The 17,853-nt window shown below is 61.2% G+C and carries 17 protein-coding genes; 3 read left to right on the top strand and 14 right to left on the bottom strand.

Translation table 11 applies throughout. The annotated features are described in order from the left end of the window. Positions 1-235 precede the first annotated feature (235 nt). The 7 genes from HPT29_RS10910 to HPT29_RS10880 form a co-directional block, all read right to left on the bottom strand. Positions 236-1,033, bottom strand: a complete 798-nt coding sequence (locus tag HPT29_RS10910) for an inositol monophosphatase family protein (protein ID WP_247654363.1) — start codon at positions 1,031-1,033, stop codon at positions 236-238. A 166-nt stretch (positions 1,034-1,199) separates the two neighbouring features. Next, complete coding sequence (locus HPT29_RS10905; RefSeq protein WP_259060547.1) at positions 1,200-1,919, bottom strand: inositol monophosphatase family protein; 720 nt, start codon at positions 1,917-1,919, stop codon at positions 1,200-1,202. Between the two features lie 126 nt (positions 1,920-2,045). Continuing rightward, entirely contained in the window at positions 2,046-2,669 is a 624-nt protein-coding gene (locus HPT29_RS10900) for a dual specificity protein phosphatase family protein (protein WP_173946296.1), read from the bottom strand. Between the two features lie 112 nt (positions 2,670-2,781). Next, positions 2,782-3,909, bottom strand: a complete 1,128-nt coding sequence (locus HPT29_RS10895) for an ABC transporter ATP-binding protein (RefSeq protein ID WP_173946297.1) — start codon at positions 3,907-3,909, stop codon at positions 2,782-2,784. A gap of 35 nt (positions 3,910-3,944) precedes the next feature. After that, positions 3,945-5,183 carry an ABC transporter substrate-binding protein gene (locus tag HPT29_RS10890; protein WP_173946298.1) on the bottom strand — a complete coding sequence of 413 codons (1,239 nt, stop codon included), beginning with the start codon at positions 5,181-5,183 and terminating at the stop codon, positions 3,945-3,947. A 48-nt stretch (positions 5,184-5,231) separates the two neighbouring features. Then, on the bottom strand, positions 5,232-7,067 hold the full coding sequence (locus tag HPT29_RS10885) for an ABC transporter permease (RefSeq protein WP_173946299.1): 1,836 nt from the start codon (positions 7,065-7,067) through the stop codon (positions 5,232-5,234). Positions 7,068-7,297: 230 nt separating this feature from the next. Continuing rightward, positions 7,298-8,347 (bottom strand): LacI family DNA-binding transcriptional regulator, encoded by a 1,050-nt coding sequence (locus HPT29_RS10880; RefSeq protein ID WP_173946300.1) that lies wholly within the window; start codon positions 8,345-8,347, stop codon positions 7,298-7,300. 294 nt (positions 8,348-8,641) lie between these two features. Between HPT29_RS10880 and HPT29_RS10875 the strand changes: the two genes are divergently transcribed. From HPT29_RS10875 to HPT29_RS10865, 3 genes are all read left to right on the top strand, one after another. After that, positions 8,642-9,034 (top strand): NUDIX hydrolase, encoded by a 393-nt coding sequence (locus HPT29_RS10875; RefSeq protein ID WP_259060546.1) that lies wholly within the window; start codon positions 8,642-8,644, stop codon positions 9,032-9,034. Between the two features lie 363 nt (positions 9,035-9,397). After that, entirely contained in the window at positions 9,398-10,042 is a 645-nt protein-coding gene (locus HPT29_RS10870) for a DUF47 domain-containing protein (protein ID WP_173946302.1), read from the top strand. 13 nt (positions 10,043-10,055) lie between these two features. Next, positions 10,056-11,066 carry an inorganic phosphate transporter gene (locus tag HPT29_RS10865; RefSeq protein ID WP_173946303.1) on the top strand — a complete coding sequence of 337 codons (1,011 nt, stop codon included), beginning with the start codon at positions 10,056-10,058 and terminating at the stop codon, positions 11,064-11,066. A 109-nt stretch (positions 11,067-11,175) separates the two neighbouring features. Here HPT29_RS10865 and HPT29_RS10860 read toward each other — a convergent pair whose 3' ends face one another. The 7 genes from HPT29_RS10860 to HPT29_RS10830 all read right to left on the bottom strand — a co-directional run bounded on the left by HPT29_RS10860 (position 11,176) and on the right by HPT29_RS10830 (position 17,843). After that, positions 11,176-11,454 carry a hypothetical protein gene (locus HPT29_RS10860; protein WP_173946304.1) on the bottom strand — a complete coding sequence of 93 codons (279 nt, stop codon included), beginning with the start codon at positions 11,452-11,454 and terminating at the stop codon, positions 11,176-11,178. A 496-nt stretch (positions 11,455-11,950) separates the two neighbouring features. Continuing rightward, on the bottom strand, positions 11,951-12,781 hold the full coding sequence (locus HPT29_RS10855; protein WP_173946305.1) for an aldo/keto reductase: 831 nt from the start codon (positions 12,779-12,781) through the stop codon (positions 11,951-11,953). Positions 12,782-12,864: 83 nt separating this feature from the next. Further along, positions 12,865-14,022 (bottom strand): iron-containing alcohol dehydrogenase, encoded by a 1,158-nt coding sequence (locus HPT29_RS10850; protein ID WP_173946306.1) that lies wholly within the window; start codon positions 14,020-14,022, stop codon positions 12,865-12,867. A 379-nt stretch (positions 14,023-14,401) separates the two neighbouring features. Then, positions 14,402-14,935 (bottom strand): 2,4'-dihydroxyacetophenone dioxygenase family protein, encoded by a 534-nt coding sequence (locus HPT29_RS10845; protein ID WP_173946307.1) that lies wholly within the window; start codon positions 14,933-14,935, stop codon positions 14,402-14,404. A 29-nt stretch (positions 14,936-14,964) separates the two neighbouring features. After that, complete coding sequence (locus HPT29_RS10840) at positions 14,965-15,705, bottom strand: SDR family NAD(P)-dependent oxidoreductase (RefSeq protein ID WP_173946308.1); 741 nt, start codon at positions 15,703-15,705, stop codon at positions 14,965-14,967. A 312-nt stretch (positions 15,706-16,017) separates the two neighbouring features. After that, positions 16,018-16,776, bottom strand: a complete 759-nt coding sequence (locus HPT29_RS10835) for an RraA family protein (RefSeq protein WP_173946309.1) — start codon at positions 16,774-16,776, stop codon at positions 16,018-16,020. 248 nt (positions 16,777-17,024) lie between these two features. Beyond that, positions 17,025-17,843: an aldo/keto reductase gene (locus HPT29_RS10830; protein WP_173946310.1), complete on the bottom strand. Its 819-nt coding sequence runs from the start codon at positions 17,841-17,843 to the stop codon at positions 17,025-17,027. Positions 17,844-17,853 lie beyond the last annotated feature (10 nt).

Raw genomic sequence — 17,853 nt, 5'->3', positions numbered from 1 at the left:
ACGTTCTTGGCGCGGTTGATGTTCGGCGTCACCCGCAGGCGCTCCTGGAGCGCGGACTGAGCCGCGCGGAAGTAGGCGTCATTGGTTTGAGGCAGGGTGTTCTGAGCGTACGCAATGCTACTTGTAGCGGCCAGCAAGGCCGCGACACTGACGAGTCGTCTCATGATTTTCCTCCCGTGCTACTGACTGCCCGCGTGCGAGCAGTGGCGCAGAGGAGTAAATAGCTCACACGCGCTTACTGCCCAGCCCCGACAGAACTCGCGAGCGACATTGCAGTGAGACCGAACAGTCTCTCATGGATCGTCCGCCAGCTCTCTGCGTCGGGGGCGCATATGATGCCTCCTTCATGGAAGGTCGGACGATAGGGCGCTCCGTCAAACCGTGCGGAGTAGCCGCCGGCTTCCCGATGGAGCAGCCAGCCTGCCGCATGGTCCCAAGGCATAAGCTTCGAGTGGACAAGGAAGTGGCAATGTCCGGCGGCGGCCATCCGATACTCGTGCGCCGCGCAGCGATAGCAGGCAACAGCCCCGAAACCTGTGAGGTTAGCCGCGACGGTGGACCGCACGGGCTCCGGCATATGATGCCAGGACGCGCATCCCGACATGGCTCGGACCGCGACCGAAGGCGCAACCCGGAGATCGGTTCGTCTGCCGTCGGGGTACTCGATCCAAGCCCCCTCCCCGCGGACGGCCATCGCCGTGTCGTTCCCAACCGGGTCATGGATCCAACCGGCAACGACCTCCCCTCGCACAACGGCCGCCACCATCACCCCGAACAATGGGAGACCCGAAGCAAAATTCTTGGTGCCGTCCACCGGATCGATTAGGAAGGCGAGGTCCGCGTCCGCCAGCCTGTTCAGCAGCGACGGGTCACGCGCCGTGGCCTCCTCGCCAATCAGGACAGCATGCGGAAACGCCCGCCCCAGCTCTCTGGCTATCATCCGCTCGGCAGCCTCATCGGCATCCGTCACAAGATCCATGGCCGACGATTTCTGCCGAACCTCATGGCTCGACAGGTTCCGAAAGCGGAGCATGATCTCCGACCTCGCCGCTTTGCGAAGCATTTGATCCACAATGCTGGCATCATGGATTGAGAACAACATGGGCAATCGCTTTCAAAGCTCGTGGGAGCGCGAGCCCCTGCCGCGCCAACCCAGGCACAGGAGCTGTCGCGTCCCACGATCAACCATTCGGGTGCAGTCAGACCATTCCCATCAGTCGGGTGAGAGGGCTCTTCAGACCGGATGTGCAGCCGAGCACGATGTTGCCGTCGCGCAGTCCAGAACCGGCGAGGAAATCGTTCACCCAGCCGCCCGCCTCCTCGATCAACAGCATCCCGGCCAGGGCATCCCACGAGTTCATGTGCAACTCGCAATAGCCGTCGATCCGGCCCGCCGCCACGTAGGCCAGGGCCAGGGCGCCTGACCCTCCGCGACGGACGCCCGCACCATCCGCCAGGATCCGGCCGACGAGATCAACGTACTGGCTGAGCGGAAGCCGGGTCGACCAGCCAGCTTCGATGGTGGCGGATTGCATATCGCCCAGACCGCTGACCCGGATTGGCTCGCCGTTCAGGGTCGCGCCCCGGCCGCGCTCGGCTGCGAACAGTTCATCGTGCATCGGATCGTAAATAATCCCGATCCGGGTCCGACCGTCGCGCACATACGCAATGGAGATGCAGAACTGTGAGATCCCGCGCACGAAGTTCGCCGTGCCATCAACCGGATCCACCACCCACACATTGTCGTCGAACGATCCCCCACCCTCTTCGCCGAAGAAGGAATCCTCGGGAAAGCTCTCCAGCAGCCGGCTGCGCACCAAGCTCTCGACCTCGGCATCGACGGCCGAGAGATAGTCCTGATGTCCCTTGAGGTTGATGCCAGTCGTGCCGGGGCGTCCGTTGAACCGGCGGCGGGCCAAGCCCCCCGCCTCACGTGCCACCGCGGATGCGACAGCCAGTCTGAGGTCGGATTTCTCTAGTGCGGACAAAGAGACGGGCTCTGCGGCCCTGGCTATGTTGGAGACGGGCATGAAGGTTTGTCCTGGTTACTGGCTGGAGGAAACGCGCTGTGTCGCCGGATGCTTCTCGCGCTCGATCCGCCGGATCCACGCAGCGGCATGGCGGGCGGCTTCGATCAGCATCGGCTTTGGTGTCTCCATCCATTCATCAGGATGAAGCTCACGCGTGGCGCGCAGGTGATCAATGGCGGCCTCAAGGGTCGGGAACCGGTTGGGCATCTGGATGTGGATGTACAGGGCCGCCAGGATCACGGACCTGCTGCGCCCGCCGCGGCAGTGCAGCAGCACGTTGCCACGGCGACGGTGAGGGTACGTGTGGCGGTCGGGCAGCTGCTGATGCAGGGCGCCATCAAGCAGGTAGTAGCCGGCCAGAAGCATCGTGTCGGGATTGCCCGCATCGTCGATGAGACCCAGCTTGTAGTTCCGGACTGGGCCGTGCGGCGACGCGATATCGGAGGCTCCGACCCCGGCCGTGTAGTCGATGTCGAGATTGACGGCGCAGTTCACCACGATGGCGATGTCGTTGCTCTCAAGCAAAGCCTTGTCCGACGCCGCATTGGCGTCCCCAACGAAAAGCTTCACCCCGAACGGCGGGAGATCGTCCACGATGAGGCTCATCGGGGGACGTGGAAAATTGAACTGGGTCACCATCAAAACTTTGATCCTGATCTTCGTGGTATGGCTGTTGCGGCACACTCATCGGGAAGGGGTGTGCCACAGGGTTGTCCGTTCTGCCTGTTCGGCCTCCAGCCGAACGTCGGATTCAGGCCGCGTGAGAGGCTCCGACAACGGGTGGCGCCAATGGGAGCCGGTTCCCGCTACCTTTGTCGAAGAGGGTGATCTGGTCGGGCGGGAACTCGATCCAGATGGTCTTCTTCGGCAGAGAGGTCTCGAAGCGGGGAATGAGCGCCGTGACCCGGTGCCCTCGGACCGTAAGTGAAATGATCGTCTGCGATCCGGTGGGCTGGACGATGTCGACCTCGGCCTGCAGGCTGAACGGGCCCTGCCGCTCGACAATCGTGATGTTCTCCGGGCGGATCGCGAACGTCACCGGGCCATCCGGGACCTGCAGGCCTGCCAGAACGGGAATGACAGCATCCTCGAAGCGCACGATCCGCTCGCCCCCAACGGTCGCCAGGTTGCCGTCAAGGAGGTTGATCCTGGGATCGCCGATGAACTCGGCGACGAAGAGGTTGGCGGGGTTGTGGTAGATCTCGTAAGGCGAGCCCTGCTGCTGGATGACGCCGTCCTTCATCACGACAATGATATCGGACATGGTCAGCGCTTCGACCTGATCGTGCGTGACGTAGACCGTGGTCGCCTGCAGTTCACGGTGGAGGCGCTTCAGCTCCGTGCGCATCTCCGTCCGGAGTTTCGCGTCGAGGTTCGACAGCGGCTCGTCCATGAGCAAGACCGAGTTGCGGGCCGCAATCAGACGGGCCACGGCCACCCGCTGCTGCTGACCGCCCGACAGCTCGGACGGATAGCGGTCCGCAAGCCCGGTCAGCTGGACCTTCGCGAGCGCCTCTGCAAGGCGCTCCTTGATCACGTGCGCCGATTGCTTCGCCTCCGCGAGCGCGAGGGTGATGTTGCGGTCGACCTTCATGTTGGGCCACAGGGCGTAGCTCTGGAAGATGAAGCCGAGGCCGCGCCGCTCGGGCGGCACGAAGACGCCGGTCCGGCTGGAGTAGACCGTTTTCCCGCCGAGCACGACCTCGCCCGTGGTCGCCTGCTCCAGGCCGGCGATGACGCGCAGGGTCGTGGTCTTGCCGCAGCCCGACGGCCCGAGCAGGGTCACGAAGCTGCCCTTCGGGATGTCGAGGTCGAGGCTCGGAAGGGCCAGATGACTTCCGTACGACTTCGTGAGATTTCTGAGGGTGATTTCAGACATGGGCACTCTCTCGTGCGGAAGTCATTCAGGTCGGGTTACCGGCTCGTCTCGGCCATCCAGAAGTCGCTGATCTTCGCGATGTTGTCCTTCACGAATTCAGGCGACGCCGTGAGCTTACGCGCCTTGGGCCACATCTCGCTGTGGGGCGGCGGCGGAACGTCGGTACGCGGCGAGAAGGTGCCGACCTGGTAGAAGGCGGCCATGCCCTGCAGGAGCTCGAGCGACTTCCCGGACCGGTACGGCGCCTTCAGCTCCGAAGTCGCATTCAGATCCTTGCTGCCCATCAGGAACGCCACAAAGAGTTTTGCCGCGTTGGGATGGGGCGCCTGCCCAGCCACGGCCACATAGGTCGGATAGGAGAACAACGCCGCGGGCTGCAGGTCGTAGGGGATCGCGTTGGCGTAGTTATCGCTTTGGTTCTTGGTCAGGTAATGGATGACCGAGAACGCCATCGGCGGCTTGGCTTGGCCGCGCAGGCCGACGGCCGTGGCGATCTTCGAGCTGTTGTCGGAAATGACGATATCGTTGCCGATCAGCCGGTGCAGGAACTCGTAGCCCGCGTTCTCGACGCCGGGTGAGAGTTCAAGCTTCTTGCCGTAGTGCTGCTCGTAGGCCTTCTGCATCTCGTCGGAGTGCTCGACGATGGCGGCCAGCATCATCAGCGTGGTGAGCGAGCCGGCCGGCGACTTCATGGAGAAGCGGCCCTTCCATTGCGGCTCGGTCAGCTCCCAGATGGTCTTCATCGGCGGCTGCGGGTGGGCCTCCGAATTGTAGAAGACGCCGTAGGCCTCGATCACATGCGTCAGCAGCGGCTCGCGATGTTCGGCGGCGATCCTGTCGGTCAGATAGGACGGCACGTAGTTGACGATGCGGTGGTTGGGGAGCAGGTCGAACACCATCTGCTCGGTGCCGCCCGAGTAGACCACGTCTGCCGCGTAGACACCGGCCTGGTGCTCGCGCACGACCTTCTCGATGGTCTTTTCGGAGCCAAGATCATAGGCTTTGACCTTGATCTCGGGATAGAACTTCGCGAAGTCCTCGGCCACCTTCAGCATCGTGCCCGAGGAGGAATAGACGACGACCTCGCCCTCCTTCTTCGCGTTGGTGACGACCTCGTCCCAGTTCTCGTTCTTCTGGTACGGACCGAGCTGGCTTTTCTGCAGCCAAGCATCCCATTTGGGATCAGCCTGCTGCGCCAAGGCCGGCGCAGCGAGGGCAAGGGTCAGGGCTCCGGCTGCGAGCCAGGCTTTGGCGCTGCGGAAAGTCGGTGTCATGATGAGCTTCCTCCTTCGTTTCTCTTTGTGTCGACCTGGATGGAGCGGTCAGGCCGCTCCGATCCTCGCCTTCGTTGACAAGGCGCGGACGACCAGGTTGACCGCAATCACGATGGCGACGAGCAGCACGGTGGCGACGCCGACGAGTTGGGGCATGTCCTGGTTCTGGTAGTTGTAGATGACGCCGGCGAGCACGTTGGTTGACGGCGTGACGAGCAGGATGATCAGCGACAGCTCGCGCATGATGCTGATGAAGCTCAGCAGCATGCCGGAGAGAAGCCCGCCGGCGGCGATGGGCACGATGATCCGCACCATGCGGCGGAACCAGCCGATGCCCTGGACCCGGGCTGCTTCCTCTAGTGACTTGTCGATCTGCAACAGCGCCGCAATGCCCGTGCGGGACGTAAACGGCAGCGTCTTGACCGAGCAGATCAGGACGAGCAGCGCGAAGGTGCCGTAGAGCGCCGGGATCGGCCCGAACGGACGGGCGAACATGCCGATATAGATCGCACCAAAGGCCAAAGCCGGGAAGATGTATGGCAGAAAGGCCACCATCTCCAAGGCCCGCGAGGTCAGCGAGCCGCGGGTCCTCACCACCACATAGCCGATGAGGAAGCCGAAGATGCCGGTCGCCATGGCGGTGAGGAACGCCAGCTTGAGGCTGTTCCACGTGGCATCGATGATGTTGCCGTTGTCGACCAGGGCAGCCTGGAGCTGGTCGACGCCCTCGCCTCCCCCGCCGATCCAATAGTGCAGGGTGAGGTTGCTGAGGCTGTAATTGCCGGCCGTCTTGATCAGCGATTGAAGGACCAGCAGGACGAGCGGGAAGGCGACGGCCGCCGTCATGAGCAGCATGATAAGGATGAAGAGCGGCCAGCGCCAGCGCCCGAGATCGATCTCCTTGCTGCGGAAGCCTTTGCCGGAGAGGGTCACGAAGCTCTTGCGGACGCCGATGAGGCGCTGGTTGATGAAGATGAACAGGCAGGCGAGGACCACGAGCACGAGCGCAAGCAGGAAGCCGTCTCCCGCATTGCGTGTCCCCATGGCGGCATAGATCTGCGTCGGCAGCACGAAATAGCGCACCGGCATGCCGAGCACGGCGGGCGTGCCGAACGATCCGACCACGCGGATGAAGGTCATCACGACCGCGGAGCCAATGGCGGGCAGCAGGAGAGGCGCGGTGATCCAGAGAAACTGCTTGAGGCGCGAGAGGCCCGCCATAGCCCCTGCCTCCTCCAGCTGGCTGTCAACGCTCGTGATCGAGCTCGACACCGAGAGATAGGAGTAGACGTAGTAGTGCAGCGACAGGCAGATGACGATCGGGATCGGGCCATAGGCGATCCAGTCCGGCGGCTGCACGCCGAAGAAGTACGCAAAGGCGCCTGACGCTCCGCCGATGCGGTCGTTCTTGAAGAACGTGATCCAGGCCAGCGCCATCACCCACGACGGGAGCATGTACGGGATCATCACCAGCGTGTGCAGGAAGTTCCGGAACGGAATGTTCGTGCGCACGATCAGCCAGGCGAAGCCGGCACCGAGGGTCAGGCAGATGGCGGTCGCGGCAAAGGCCGTGACCAGCGAGTTGAAGAACGGCTTGTAGAAGATCGCCCAGGAGAGGCGGCCGGCGAAGACGCGCTCGTAGTGGAAGAGGGTGAACTCGCCCGGCTGTGCCTTGGGCAGATAGGCGCGGTCATAAGGCTGAACGGTGAGGGTCTCCCGGATCAGCTCGAACAGCGGCACGAGCACCAGCGCCCCCAGCACAACGGCGAGCAGGATGCCGAGGAGGCGTTCGGGCTGTGTGAAGAAGTGCCGCAGGTGGCCCAGAATGGCGCGTGCGGACGATAGGTTCGATGGGGTTTGTGCTGGCGCCGCCGAAGTCGTCATTCCGTCACGTCCTTCCCGGAGCCGGGACCGGCTCAAATGCGTTTCCCACTAGCGGCTGACTTCTGGTGCTCTCGTCCGGCTTTGCCGGCGGGCGGTCAACTCGCGCACTTCATCCAGGCACCGCCGCGGCACAGCTCGGCCGCGGGAGGATCACATTGGAGTAGTAAGAGGAGCTTTGCACACGTGTGCAAAGCTTGCAAGGGGCCTTCTGGATAAGGAATGGACCAAGATCAGATCGAAGGGCGCACAGTCGCTCGCTCGACGAGTTCGACCGGAAGGACTTCATGCACGAGCTCCATACCCTCTCCGTGCATCTCCCGTTCGATGGCCGCCAGCACGGACCCGGTGAGATCGCTCATCGACTGCCTGACAGTCGTCAGGCCGTAGGGAGCCCATGCCGATTGCGGGATGTCGTCGAAGCCGATGACCGAGAGATCCTCGGGTATGCGCCGTCCCATCCCGCGGGCCCCATCGAGAAAGCCGAGCGCCAGGAGATCGGTGACGCAGAAAACACCATCCAGGTCATGGGAGCCAAGCAGGCCTTTGGCGGCTTCCATGCCAGTTTCGTAAGTGGTCTCGCCCAAGGCCCAGACGATGGGCTTAAACCCGGCTTCCTCGACACAATCGGTAAAGGCGACGCGTCGGCGGATCTGGGTTGGCGTGCGCGCCCCGCTGCCGACGACGCCGATCCGTCGGCATCCGGCCCTGAGCAGCCGCTCGGCCGCGATGCGGGCACCGCCCAGATCGTCGCTGATGATTGTATCCGCTTCGGCGTCATCGGCCTGCCGGTTGACCAAGATCACCCGTACGCCGTTAGCCATGCACTCGTCGATGATGGATGTGGGCGGCGAACCGGACATCACCACGATGGCCCGCACGCGGAACTCGAGGATGAGCTCGAGCAGCGGCGTGATCCCCTGCTCCGCCTCGGCGGCGTTCAGGAGCAGGCACTGCATGCCGCGCCGGAGAAGCGCCCGGCTCAGTTCGTCAAGCTGGCGCGCCATGAAGGGCAAGGACAGGTTGGCGCCGACGACGCCGACGAGATTGGACTGGTCGCTGATCAGGCTTCGGGCTAGGCGATTGACCCGATATCCCAACGTTTTGGCCGCTTCCTGAACCCGTTGCTTTACATCGGCTGAGACGCTGGCTCCTGGCGTGAATGTGCGGGACACGGCTGAGCGGGACACTCCGGCGAGCCGGGCAACCTCTTCTGCCGTAACGAAGTTACGGGTTGCGCGATCGCGTTTCAGCTGTTCTTCGCGATCTGAAGACGCCTCCATAAGGACTTGCTCCGGTCGATTGATGCTCTGCGAGAGGTCAACAGGCATTATGCGATCGAGAGAGATTTGCCCTCAAGCTCACGCGAAAAGTCTATGCACACGTGTTCAACTAACGCAAGGTATGGCTGGCTCGGGATGTCGTCAGCTTCCGCCCTAATCAACGTTGCGGCTTACACCGCTCCACGCGCGTTTGTTCGAGGAAGTCATAGGAGTTCACCGGATTTGTACCCGCCGTCCGCCATTCAGTACGCCTGCCTGCCCTTTCGGGAACGGGCTGACGGCAGCATTGAGGTCATGCTTATCACCTCCCGCGGCACACGACGCTGGGTCATCCCACAGGGTTGGCCAATGAAAGGGCGAAAACCGCATGCCTCGGCCGCGCGCGAGGCTCTGGAAGAGGCTGGTTTGGTCGGCGAAGTCGGCAAGGTGCCGATTGGCTCGTATGGCTACGGTAAGCGTCTCAAGAGCAGAGAGGTAGTACCCTGTCAGGGAGAGGTCTTTCCGCTCAAGGTGAAAAGTCAGCGCAAGCGCTGGCCGGAGAAGGGGCAACGCAGCCTGCGATGGTTCGACCTAGCGGAAGCCGCTGAAGCAGTTCATGAACCGGAACTCAGGGACGCCATTCAAAGAGCAAAGTTGCTTCTCTCAAGTGTGGGTGCTGCACATGTCAGCGATGGAAGCAGGAACTGAACTTGCCTTGCCAACTCCAGTTCATCCAGCCGGTGCATGTTTCAGACATGACCCCGGGGAGAACTCTGACGAAGGGATCGAAGTGGTTCGAAGCATGGCGATATCCAGCTTGTCAGCTTGGAATGCCACCCTTGCGGCGCGAGGCAACGTCTGTGGTATGACTGCGGCAGCACGCCTATGAATGCCAAGCTTGATCGGATTAGAACTCAAATTTCTCATGCACAGGATCGCTCTCGCCGGTCTGATTATCGCGATGCTCATCGTCCCTGTGCTACGCCTTGTCACGACATTCCTCCGGGTGGCCCCTGCGAGATCGCTCATGACTGCTGAAGTGCGTGCCCTGCTCTTATAAGGAGATGACCCATGCTTCGATGGTTCCGCGCGCTGATGCCCAAGGAAGATCAGTTCTTCGATCTGTTTGAAGAGCATTCGAGGATAATTCTGGCCGGCGCAGAAGCCCTTCGGGCAACCTTGGCGGGTGGCCCCGATATCGAGCAGAACATCGCAACCGTGATGAACCGCGAGGATGACGCGGACAAGATCACGGGAGAAGTGCTCGCTGCCATCCGGCGATCCTTCATCACGCCGTTCGACCGAGGCGATATCAAGGATCTCATCACGTCGATGGATGATGCGATCGACCAGATGCGCAAGACCGTCAAATCGGTGGCCCTCTTCAAGGTCAGCCGGTTCGAACCTGAGATGGTCGAGATGGCGGATTGCATCGTCCAAGGCGCCCGGATCGTTCAGGAGGTCATTCCGATGCTGCGCTCCGTCGGCACGAATGCGGGGCGGATCAGCACCCTGTCGGAGCGCATCACGCAGATCGAAGGACAGACGGACGATCTTCACGATGCTGCCCGCAGCCGCATGTTCCAGGCGATGGGATCGGCTCACGCTCTCGACTTCTGGGTCGCGTCGGAGGTGCTTGACCATCTCGAACGGGTGATGGACCGTCTGGAGGATGTCGTCCACGAGGTCCACAGCATCGTGATCGAGCACGTCTGAGGAGCGCCGCAGAATGGATGCCGCCTCCATCTCGCTGCCACTGCTGGTAGGTCTCATCGTAGTGGCCTTGCTGTTCGACTTCATCAATGGCCTTCACGACGCCGCCAATTCCATCGCAACCATTGTCTCAACCCGGGTTCTGAGGCCGCAACTCGCGGTGATCTGGGCTGCGTTCTTCAACTTCATCGCCTTCCTGTTCTTCGGGCTCCATGTTGCGAATACCGTCGGCAGCGGCATTGTTTCGGCCTCCATCATCGATGCCGCCGTCATCTTCGGTGCCCTCATGGGAGCGATCATCTGGAACATCATAACCTGGGCGGGCGGCATTCCCTCCAGCAGCTCCCACGCACTGGTCGGCGGCCTCGTAGGTGCGGGCGTTGCCAAAGCAGGCCTGGGAGCCGTCGTGTGGGGCGGACTTGGGCCCACTCTTCTGGCCATCGTTCTGTCGCCTCTGATCGGGTTTGGGCTCGCACTTCTCCTGGTTCTCATAACCACTTGGTCGGCTTCCCGCTCGTCCCCCTTTGCTGCGGACCAGGCATTTCGCGGCCTACAGTTCCTTTCGGCAGCCCTCTATTCCCTCGGGCACGGCGGCAATGATGCCCAGAAGACCATGGGCATCATTGCTGTGCTGCTGTTCTCGCAGGGCCATCTCGGCAGCGAGTTCTACGTACCCTTCTGGGTTGTCATTTCCTGTCAGGCCGCCATGGGCCTGGGGACCCTGATGGGCGGCTGGCGGATCGTGCATACGATGGGATCGAAGATCACCCGCCTCACCCCCATGCAGGGCTTCTGCGCGGAGACGGGGGGAGCCATTACGCTCTTCATGGCCACCTGGCTCGGCATTCCGGTCTCGACGACCCACACGATCACAGGGGCGATCATCGGGGTCGGAGCCGCCCGCAGGGCCTCAGCCGTCAGGTGGGGCGTCGCCAAGGGCATCGTGATGGCCTGGATTGTGACGATCCCAGCCTCAGCGATCATCTCGGCGTTCTTCTACTGGGTCGCAGCCTCAGTCATGTTGTGAACTGGTCTAGAGGCGATAGAAGTCATGTTCCGGATGAACTTCCCGGAACGAGGACGCGTTTCGGGTAAGTCAGTTTATCGTGACGCCTTGGATCGGCTATTGAAGGGTATCAAGCAGGATCTCGTTGGCCATGCTTGGTGAACAGCCTCGACAGGAATTCTGATCGAACAGCCTTGAGCTGATCGTCGATCGCTTTCCTCGCATCACTGAGACGATCGTATTCAGCCTGCAACTCAGCCTCGGTCATTCCAGCCAGAGGAGCATTGCGCGCATTCCGTTGGACGTTCTGAGCGACAGACCAAAGCCGTCCAAGTGACTTTGCCCCCATGCCCCGCAACTTGAGCCAGTCGGCATCTGCGATGCTGACAACGTCCCGAACAGAGGGCATCGGCCTCCGAACTTCGCCAGGGTGACGCGTCGAACCCGCGGAGGAAGTTTCTCAAGTGGGAAGGGATCATACAACCGCATCGGTGCACAGGGTTCTGCAGGTTCGTGCCACCATGATGCTGCTAATTTCTGAGGTGGCTAAACGCAATTCCGGAGCATGATGGGCGAGCAGATCCCGGCTCTTACTTCCTATTGATGGCATCGAACCGAATAAGCGCCCCGGTGCCACGCGTTAGGGCATAGCTTCCGCTAGTCCCGGGTCCAGACCCTTCTCGCCTGTTGACAGGATCATGCCTGATGCCCACCGGGCTACCCACGGCATCTAGACTATCGCCTGCGGAAGACGCGAGTGAGGGAACGTCGGCTCGGGGTCACGCACTGACGAACCCCGCCCCCTGGGAAAGTACGCTGCTCCTCGCGAGAGCAGACCCTTGGTCTACTTCCGAGAAGTGCTAATAGGCGACCTTCCGAGTCTAAGGTGCACTTTCACGAATCCCTCACGGACGGAACTGATCCGGGTGCGCTCCAACGCGTCCATCGCTTCTGTCGAGCTTGCTGACCTGCGCGAGGTCATCTGGAGAGAGTGCGAAATCAAAGATATCGAAGTTTTCCCGAATTCGCTCGGATGTAACGGATTTCGGGATCACAGCCACGCCGCTGTCGATATGCCAGCGGATCACGATTTGTGCCCAGGTTTTGCCGTGCTTCGCCGCAAGAGCACTGATTGGCTCATTCTCAGCGAGCTGCCCCCGGCCGAGCGGGCTCCAGGACTGCGTAACAATTCCATGTTTCTGGTGGAATTCTCGCATGACCCGCTGCTGAAACCGCGGGTGCAGCTCTATCTGGTTCAGAACTGGGACAACACCCGTCTCGTTGATGAGGCGCTGGAGATGTTCGATCGTGAAATTGGAAACTCCGATTGACCGCGCACGCCCCTCCTCCTTGATCCGCTGGAAGGCGCGCCATGTCTGCACGTAGCGATCCTCCCAGGCACGGGGCCAGTGAATAAGATAGAGATCCACGTAGTCGGAACCCAGACGCTCCAAACTCTCGTCGAAGGCACGCAGGGCTTCATCATAGCCATGATTAGGATTGGCCAACTTCGTGGTCACGAAGATTTCCTCACGCGCCAATCCACTCGCCCTCAAGGCTTCCCCGACGCCCGCCTCGTTGCCGTAAGCCGCAGCTGAGTCGACCATCTGATATCCGGCTCGGAAAGCTTGGCCGACCACGTGAGCGGCTTCGGAATTGGGAACCTGCCATAGCCCAAAGCCGAGCTGGGGCATGGTGTGGCCGTCGTTGAACTCGAGTTCATGAGGGTTTGGCATTCTGTTGCCCCTTTGCGTGCTGATGCGTTGGTCGCGGGCCGGTTCCTACCCAACACGGCCATGTCGCTCTGCTGAGTGAAGCTTCATGTGGAGGCGTGAAGAGATCCGCCTTCGTACGCCGCCTCCAGGATCGCGAGATAGTCGCTGGCGCTTGCCGGTCGTGGGTTGGTGGCCGACGAATGATCCTTGGTCGCGCTTTCGGCAATGCTGGGGAGCGTGACGCGGGGAACACCCATCGCCGCAAGGCTCTCCGGCATGTCGAGGCGCGCGTTAAGATTACGGAAGAAATCAGCGAGATTCGCTCCAGGCCCGATCCCCACCCGCTGACGCAGAACGTCGTACTTGGGGCCGCAATTCTTCTCATTGAACTCGATCACATAGGGCAGCAGCACGGCGTTCAGTGTCCCATGATGCAGCGAGACCTGCTTCAGGCCTCCGAGAGGATGAGAGAGGGCGTGAACGGCACCAAGGCCCTTCTGGAAGGTCAATCCTCCCTCCAGCGCAGCCATCATCATCTCGTGCCTGGCCGCCGCATCGTCACCGTGGGTCACCGCACGCTCGATGTTCTTGACAGCCCGCTCCAGGCCATCCAGGGCGATGGCCTCCGCCGGAGGGTTGAAGCGCGGGCTCAGGAAGGTCTCGACGCAATGCGTGATTGCGTCCATACCGGTTGCCGCTGTGAGAGCTGGGGGAAGCCCCAATGTCAGCTCGGGATCGCAGATCGCCCGCTGAGGGATGAGATGGGGAGAGATGAACCCGAGCTTGCGCCCATCCTCCAGGGTAATCAGAGCCGCCCGTCCCACCTCACTTCCGGTGCCGGCCGTGGTCGGGAGGGCGATCAAAGGCGCAACCGCTGCGGTGATCTTCGGAATCCCACCCAGAATTGCGGCATAGCCCTCCAGAGGGCCGCTATGGGTGGAAAGCAGCGCAACCCCCTTTGCCAAATCGATCGGCGAGCCGCCGCCTATGGCAATCAATCCGTCGCACCCACGGGAGCGGTAGAGATCCAGCGCAGCGAGTACAGCGCCCTCGGTCGGATTTGTCGGTGTTCCCGTGAAGGTTGGCACGTCGGAGCCGTTCGGAAGCACATTCCTGAGGCGATCAATCAAGCCCGCGCGCTCAAGACCCACGTCGGCAATGATCAGCGGTTTTCTGATATTCAGTTCCTGCAGATCGTCACCGAGCTCGGCGAGGGCACCGGGCGCAAAGCGAATGGTTGTCAGATAAGTAATCAGTGACATTTCGTTTCTCCTGACCTGGCAATGCGGGATGCGCTTGGGCCGCCGATTGTCGTTCGGGCATGAGACCGAGCAATCATCGACGTGACTGCATGAGCCTCTGCGATCCTGCTATCTCAAGCAACTGTCAACGTGCGACTGGCTCCGAGAGACCCCTTCCACGGATCTCTTCGATCGCTGAAAAGCAATTGCGGTGGGAGAAGCCCGCTCCAATGGAGCTCGCGGTACCTCCCTTCTACGTTTGTACGATGCAATCTCACATTGACGACTCAGCGTTGACGAGAATTCAATGTCAAACATCCAAGCGGCAATCGCACCGCGATAGCCAAGCATTTAACCTCGACGGCGTGGGTACCATGCCAAAACGCTCGATGCCGCCCATTTATCGAATGAATTGGTCGATATATTCGGCTCCCAAGCCATTCTTCGCATAATGATTGCGGCATTTCTCGATCCGAGTGAACACATCGTCGAACCCGGTGGTTTGGCCGTCCGGATCGACATAGATCATTGCGCCGTTGACTTGGAAAAGAGTGATCATTTCATCCACATGGGGATCAACGACAAGCGTATGCGTCTCCCCTGGAGCCTCGTAGGCATAAGATCCCTCTTTGGCGATCCAATCATGCTCCAGGTAGCGCCACTCTCCCCTCAGCACGAAGGCATGAACTGGCTGAGGATGCCGATGGCGCGAAAGCACGCCAGACCTCCTCACGCGCAACAGGTTCATCCAATAGCCGCGTGATGCAGCAAGCAGGAGGGGTCGAAACCACACATTCTCCTCGACCGGGACCCATATCCGCTCGTCTGTCGGGATGACGTTCGGAACCACAAGTTCCGGTGGAGAATCCTTTGGCTGGGAATGCCGGTAGGGAATCCATTTGTCACTGCTTGGAGTGATTTCAGGCTCTGACATTCCATATACTCCTGTGAGATGCGATATCATCAAACGGTGAGGTAGCCGCCATCGACAGCCAGAATGGCCCCCGTCACAAAGCACGCGGCAGGCGAGCCGAGAAAGACCACGCAATTGGCGACCTCACTGGGAAATCCCCATCGGTTCATCGGCATACGGGCCAGGATGGCACGGTTGCGCTCCGGATCGGCCTGAAGATCCTTGGTCAGTGGTGTTGCAATCCAACCCGGCGCGACGGCATTCACACGTATCCCATCTGATGACCAGGCCGCAGCCAGGCTTTTCGTCAGTTGGCTGATTCCACCCTTCGAGGCACTGTAGGCGGGCACTCTCGCTCCCCCGAAGAAGCTGAGCATGGACGCAACATTGACGACCGCTCCCCTGCTGTCACGCAGCTTTTCTCTCGCGGCCGAACAGACACGCATCGCCCCATTCAAGTTGATATCGACAACATCGGCGAAAACATCCGGGTCGTGTTCGACGTCGCGGCGAATCACCCCCGCGGCATTCACCAGCACGTGCAGATGTTCCATCCGCTTGAGCAGGTCTACGATCGCGGGACCGTTCCGCACATCGAGAACCTCGAACACCAGACCGGTATTCTCCGCGTCATCCGAAGCCTGGTCGCGCTCAGATCGCGTCGCTCCGGTCGCGACAACCTCGGCCCCGAGGTCCCGGAAGGCCCTCGCACAAGCAAGCCCAATCCCACTCGTGCCTCCCGACACCAGGACGGTCCGGCGGTCATAGAGCCGAGGTGCGAACGTGTCCATCGTCATCACATCCCTCGCTTTAGAAAGAGAATTTGCCAGAAGAGGTCCCATCTGTCTTGACCAAGACTATCATGAAGCCGCGACCAAGAAGGCTCTCCTCCCGCGACAACGCCGTGTTCAGAAGGTCCTTGCGCTATTGATCGAAAGCATAACGGCGTACAGCGAAGTAGTAGCGCAGATGTAAAGCCGACTGCGCTTCACCCCGCCGAACATGTAGCCCCCCTCTTGCGAACGGCCCCTCGACGCGTCGTTGCGACTAGGACAGGAATCCGGCCGAGCATCGCGCTTCCCGGCGCAAAAGACCGGGGATGCTCATGCGTGGGAAGATCCATTCTGGGCGTTGCGCCACGCGATGTATTCCTCTTGCACCTCTTCCGTCAGCGGATAATATTTCCGCAAATCGCCACCCTGCGACAGGCGGTAGCGGGCGAATTCCTCCCACTCAGCATGTTCGCCCGCCACCTCGATGAGCTTCGGGGCGAGCGCGACCGGAACGACCACGACGCCGTCGTCATCCGCGACGACGATGTCTCCCGGAATGACCAGGACGTTACCGCAGGCAATGGGAACATTAACTGCGAATGGAATCAGGGCCGTTTGGGCATGGTAATTCGGCGTCACGCCTTTCACCCAGATTCCAAGATCCAATTCCTTGGCCTTGGCTGAGTCCCGGATGCAGCCGTCGACCACCACGCCGGCCCCGCCTCTGCCGGCGAAGAAGGTCAGCATCATCTCCCCGAAAATGCCGCTGGCCATATCCCCGCGCGCATCGACGATCACCATGTCACCCGCTTGGGCCGGATAGAGCACGTGCCTGTGCAGCTGCAGCTCGGGATTTTCGTATTCGTTGGTACCGTAAAGGTCCTCGCGCTTGGGCATACACTGCAAGGTCAGCGCAGGTCCGGCGACTGATTTCCCTTGCTTGAGCGGTAGCGGACCACGGATCTGCGGGTCGCGAATGCCCATGAGGCTGAGCTCGCTACTTGCAGTGGCCGTTCCGATTAGCGCCAGCGCGTCCGAGAGCTTGCGCGGAGGCCGCACAATGTCTTTGATCTGAGGGATGGGTTTCATTCTGAAATCCTCATGTTGGAAAGCGATTGGCAAAGAGCTGATGACGGATCACGAGGCCGGCCCGCTCGCAAAAGGCTCGATCCGCTGGCCGGTTTGGGTGTCAAAGATACGGATCCGTTCGAGACGAGGCGCGAAGGCGAGGCGCGCCCCGGCAGCAGCACGACGCGGTCGCGGAACAACACCACGACTTTCTGCACGCTGCTGACGGATACTCTCCGCATGATGTCCTCTCGCGCCCCGGCTCGAAACTAGTCGTCCCACCTTGGGGATTTTGTCGGGTTGATCCGCCGTTCGCTGCGGTTGAGAGCCCGGATCTGCCCCATCTCGTCGTCGGAAAGGCGCACTTCGAGGGACCGCATGTTCTCACGCAGGTTGACGGGATTGGACGAGGCCGGAATGACGGCATGGCCTTCCGCCATCAGGAAAGCGAGGGCGACTGCAGCCGGAGTGACCCCATGACGCTCTCCAAGGGCCACCAGCACAGGATCCGATCTTACATCCCCTTGTGCTAGAGGCTGGTATGCCGTGAGAGGAAGGCCGATCGAGCGCGCATAGTTTGATAGCCGCGGCGCCTGCAGATAGGGATGGATTTCCACCTGGTTGGTGACAACTGCCCCATCTCCGAGAAGTGCCCGTGTCTGCTCGAGCATCGCGATCGGAAAGTTCGAGACGCCGATGAAGCGGGAATGGCCGATGTCCTGTGCCCGCTTGAGCTCGGTCATGTAGTCTTCAAAGGGCACCGCATTGTTCTGGGATGGCCAGTGGATGAGAAGCAGATCGACATGGTCGAGACCGAGGGTCTCCAAGCTCTCTTCGACACTCGGCATGAAGCCCACCCTGTCGAGCTTTGTGTCGGCAACCTTCGTTGTGATAAAGACTTGTTCCCTGGGAATTCCGGACCGGCGAAAGGCTTCACCGACCGGTCGCTCGGTATCGTAGCTCTGGGCCGTGTCGATATGCCTGTAGCCGAGTTCGAGGGCTGCCAGGATGCTTGCCATCCCGGCATCTCCGGTTCTCCCGTACGTCCCGAGACCAATGGTCGGCATGGTGGCGGCGATGCATGTCATGGATTGCTCC

This window comes from Microvirga terrae (assembly GCF_013307435.2).
GTDB classification, from domain to species: domain Bacteria; phylum Pseudomonadota; class Alphaproteobacteria; order Rhizobiales; family Beijerinckiaceae; genus Microvirga; species Microvirga terrae.
The sequence above is the reverse complement of the archived record's forward strand: the minus strand, read 5'-3'. Positions and strand labels throughout refer to the sequence as shown.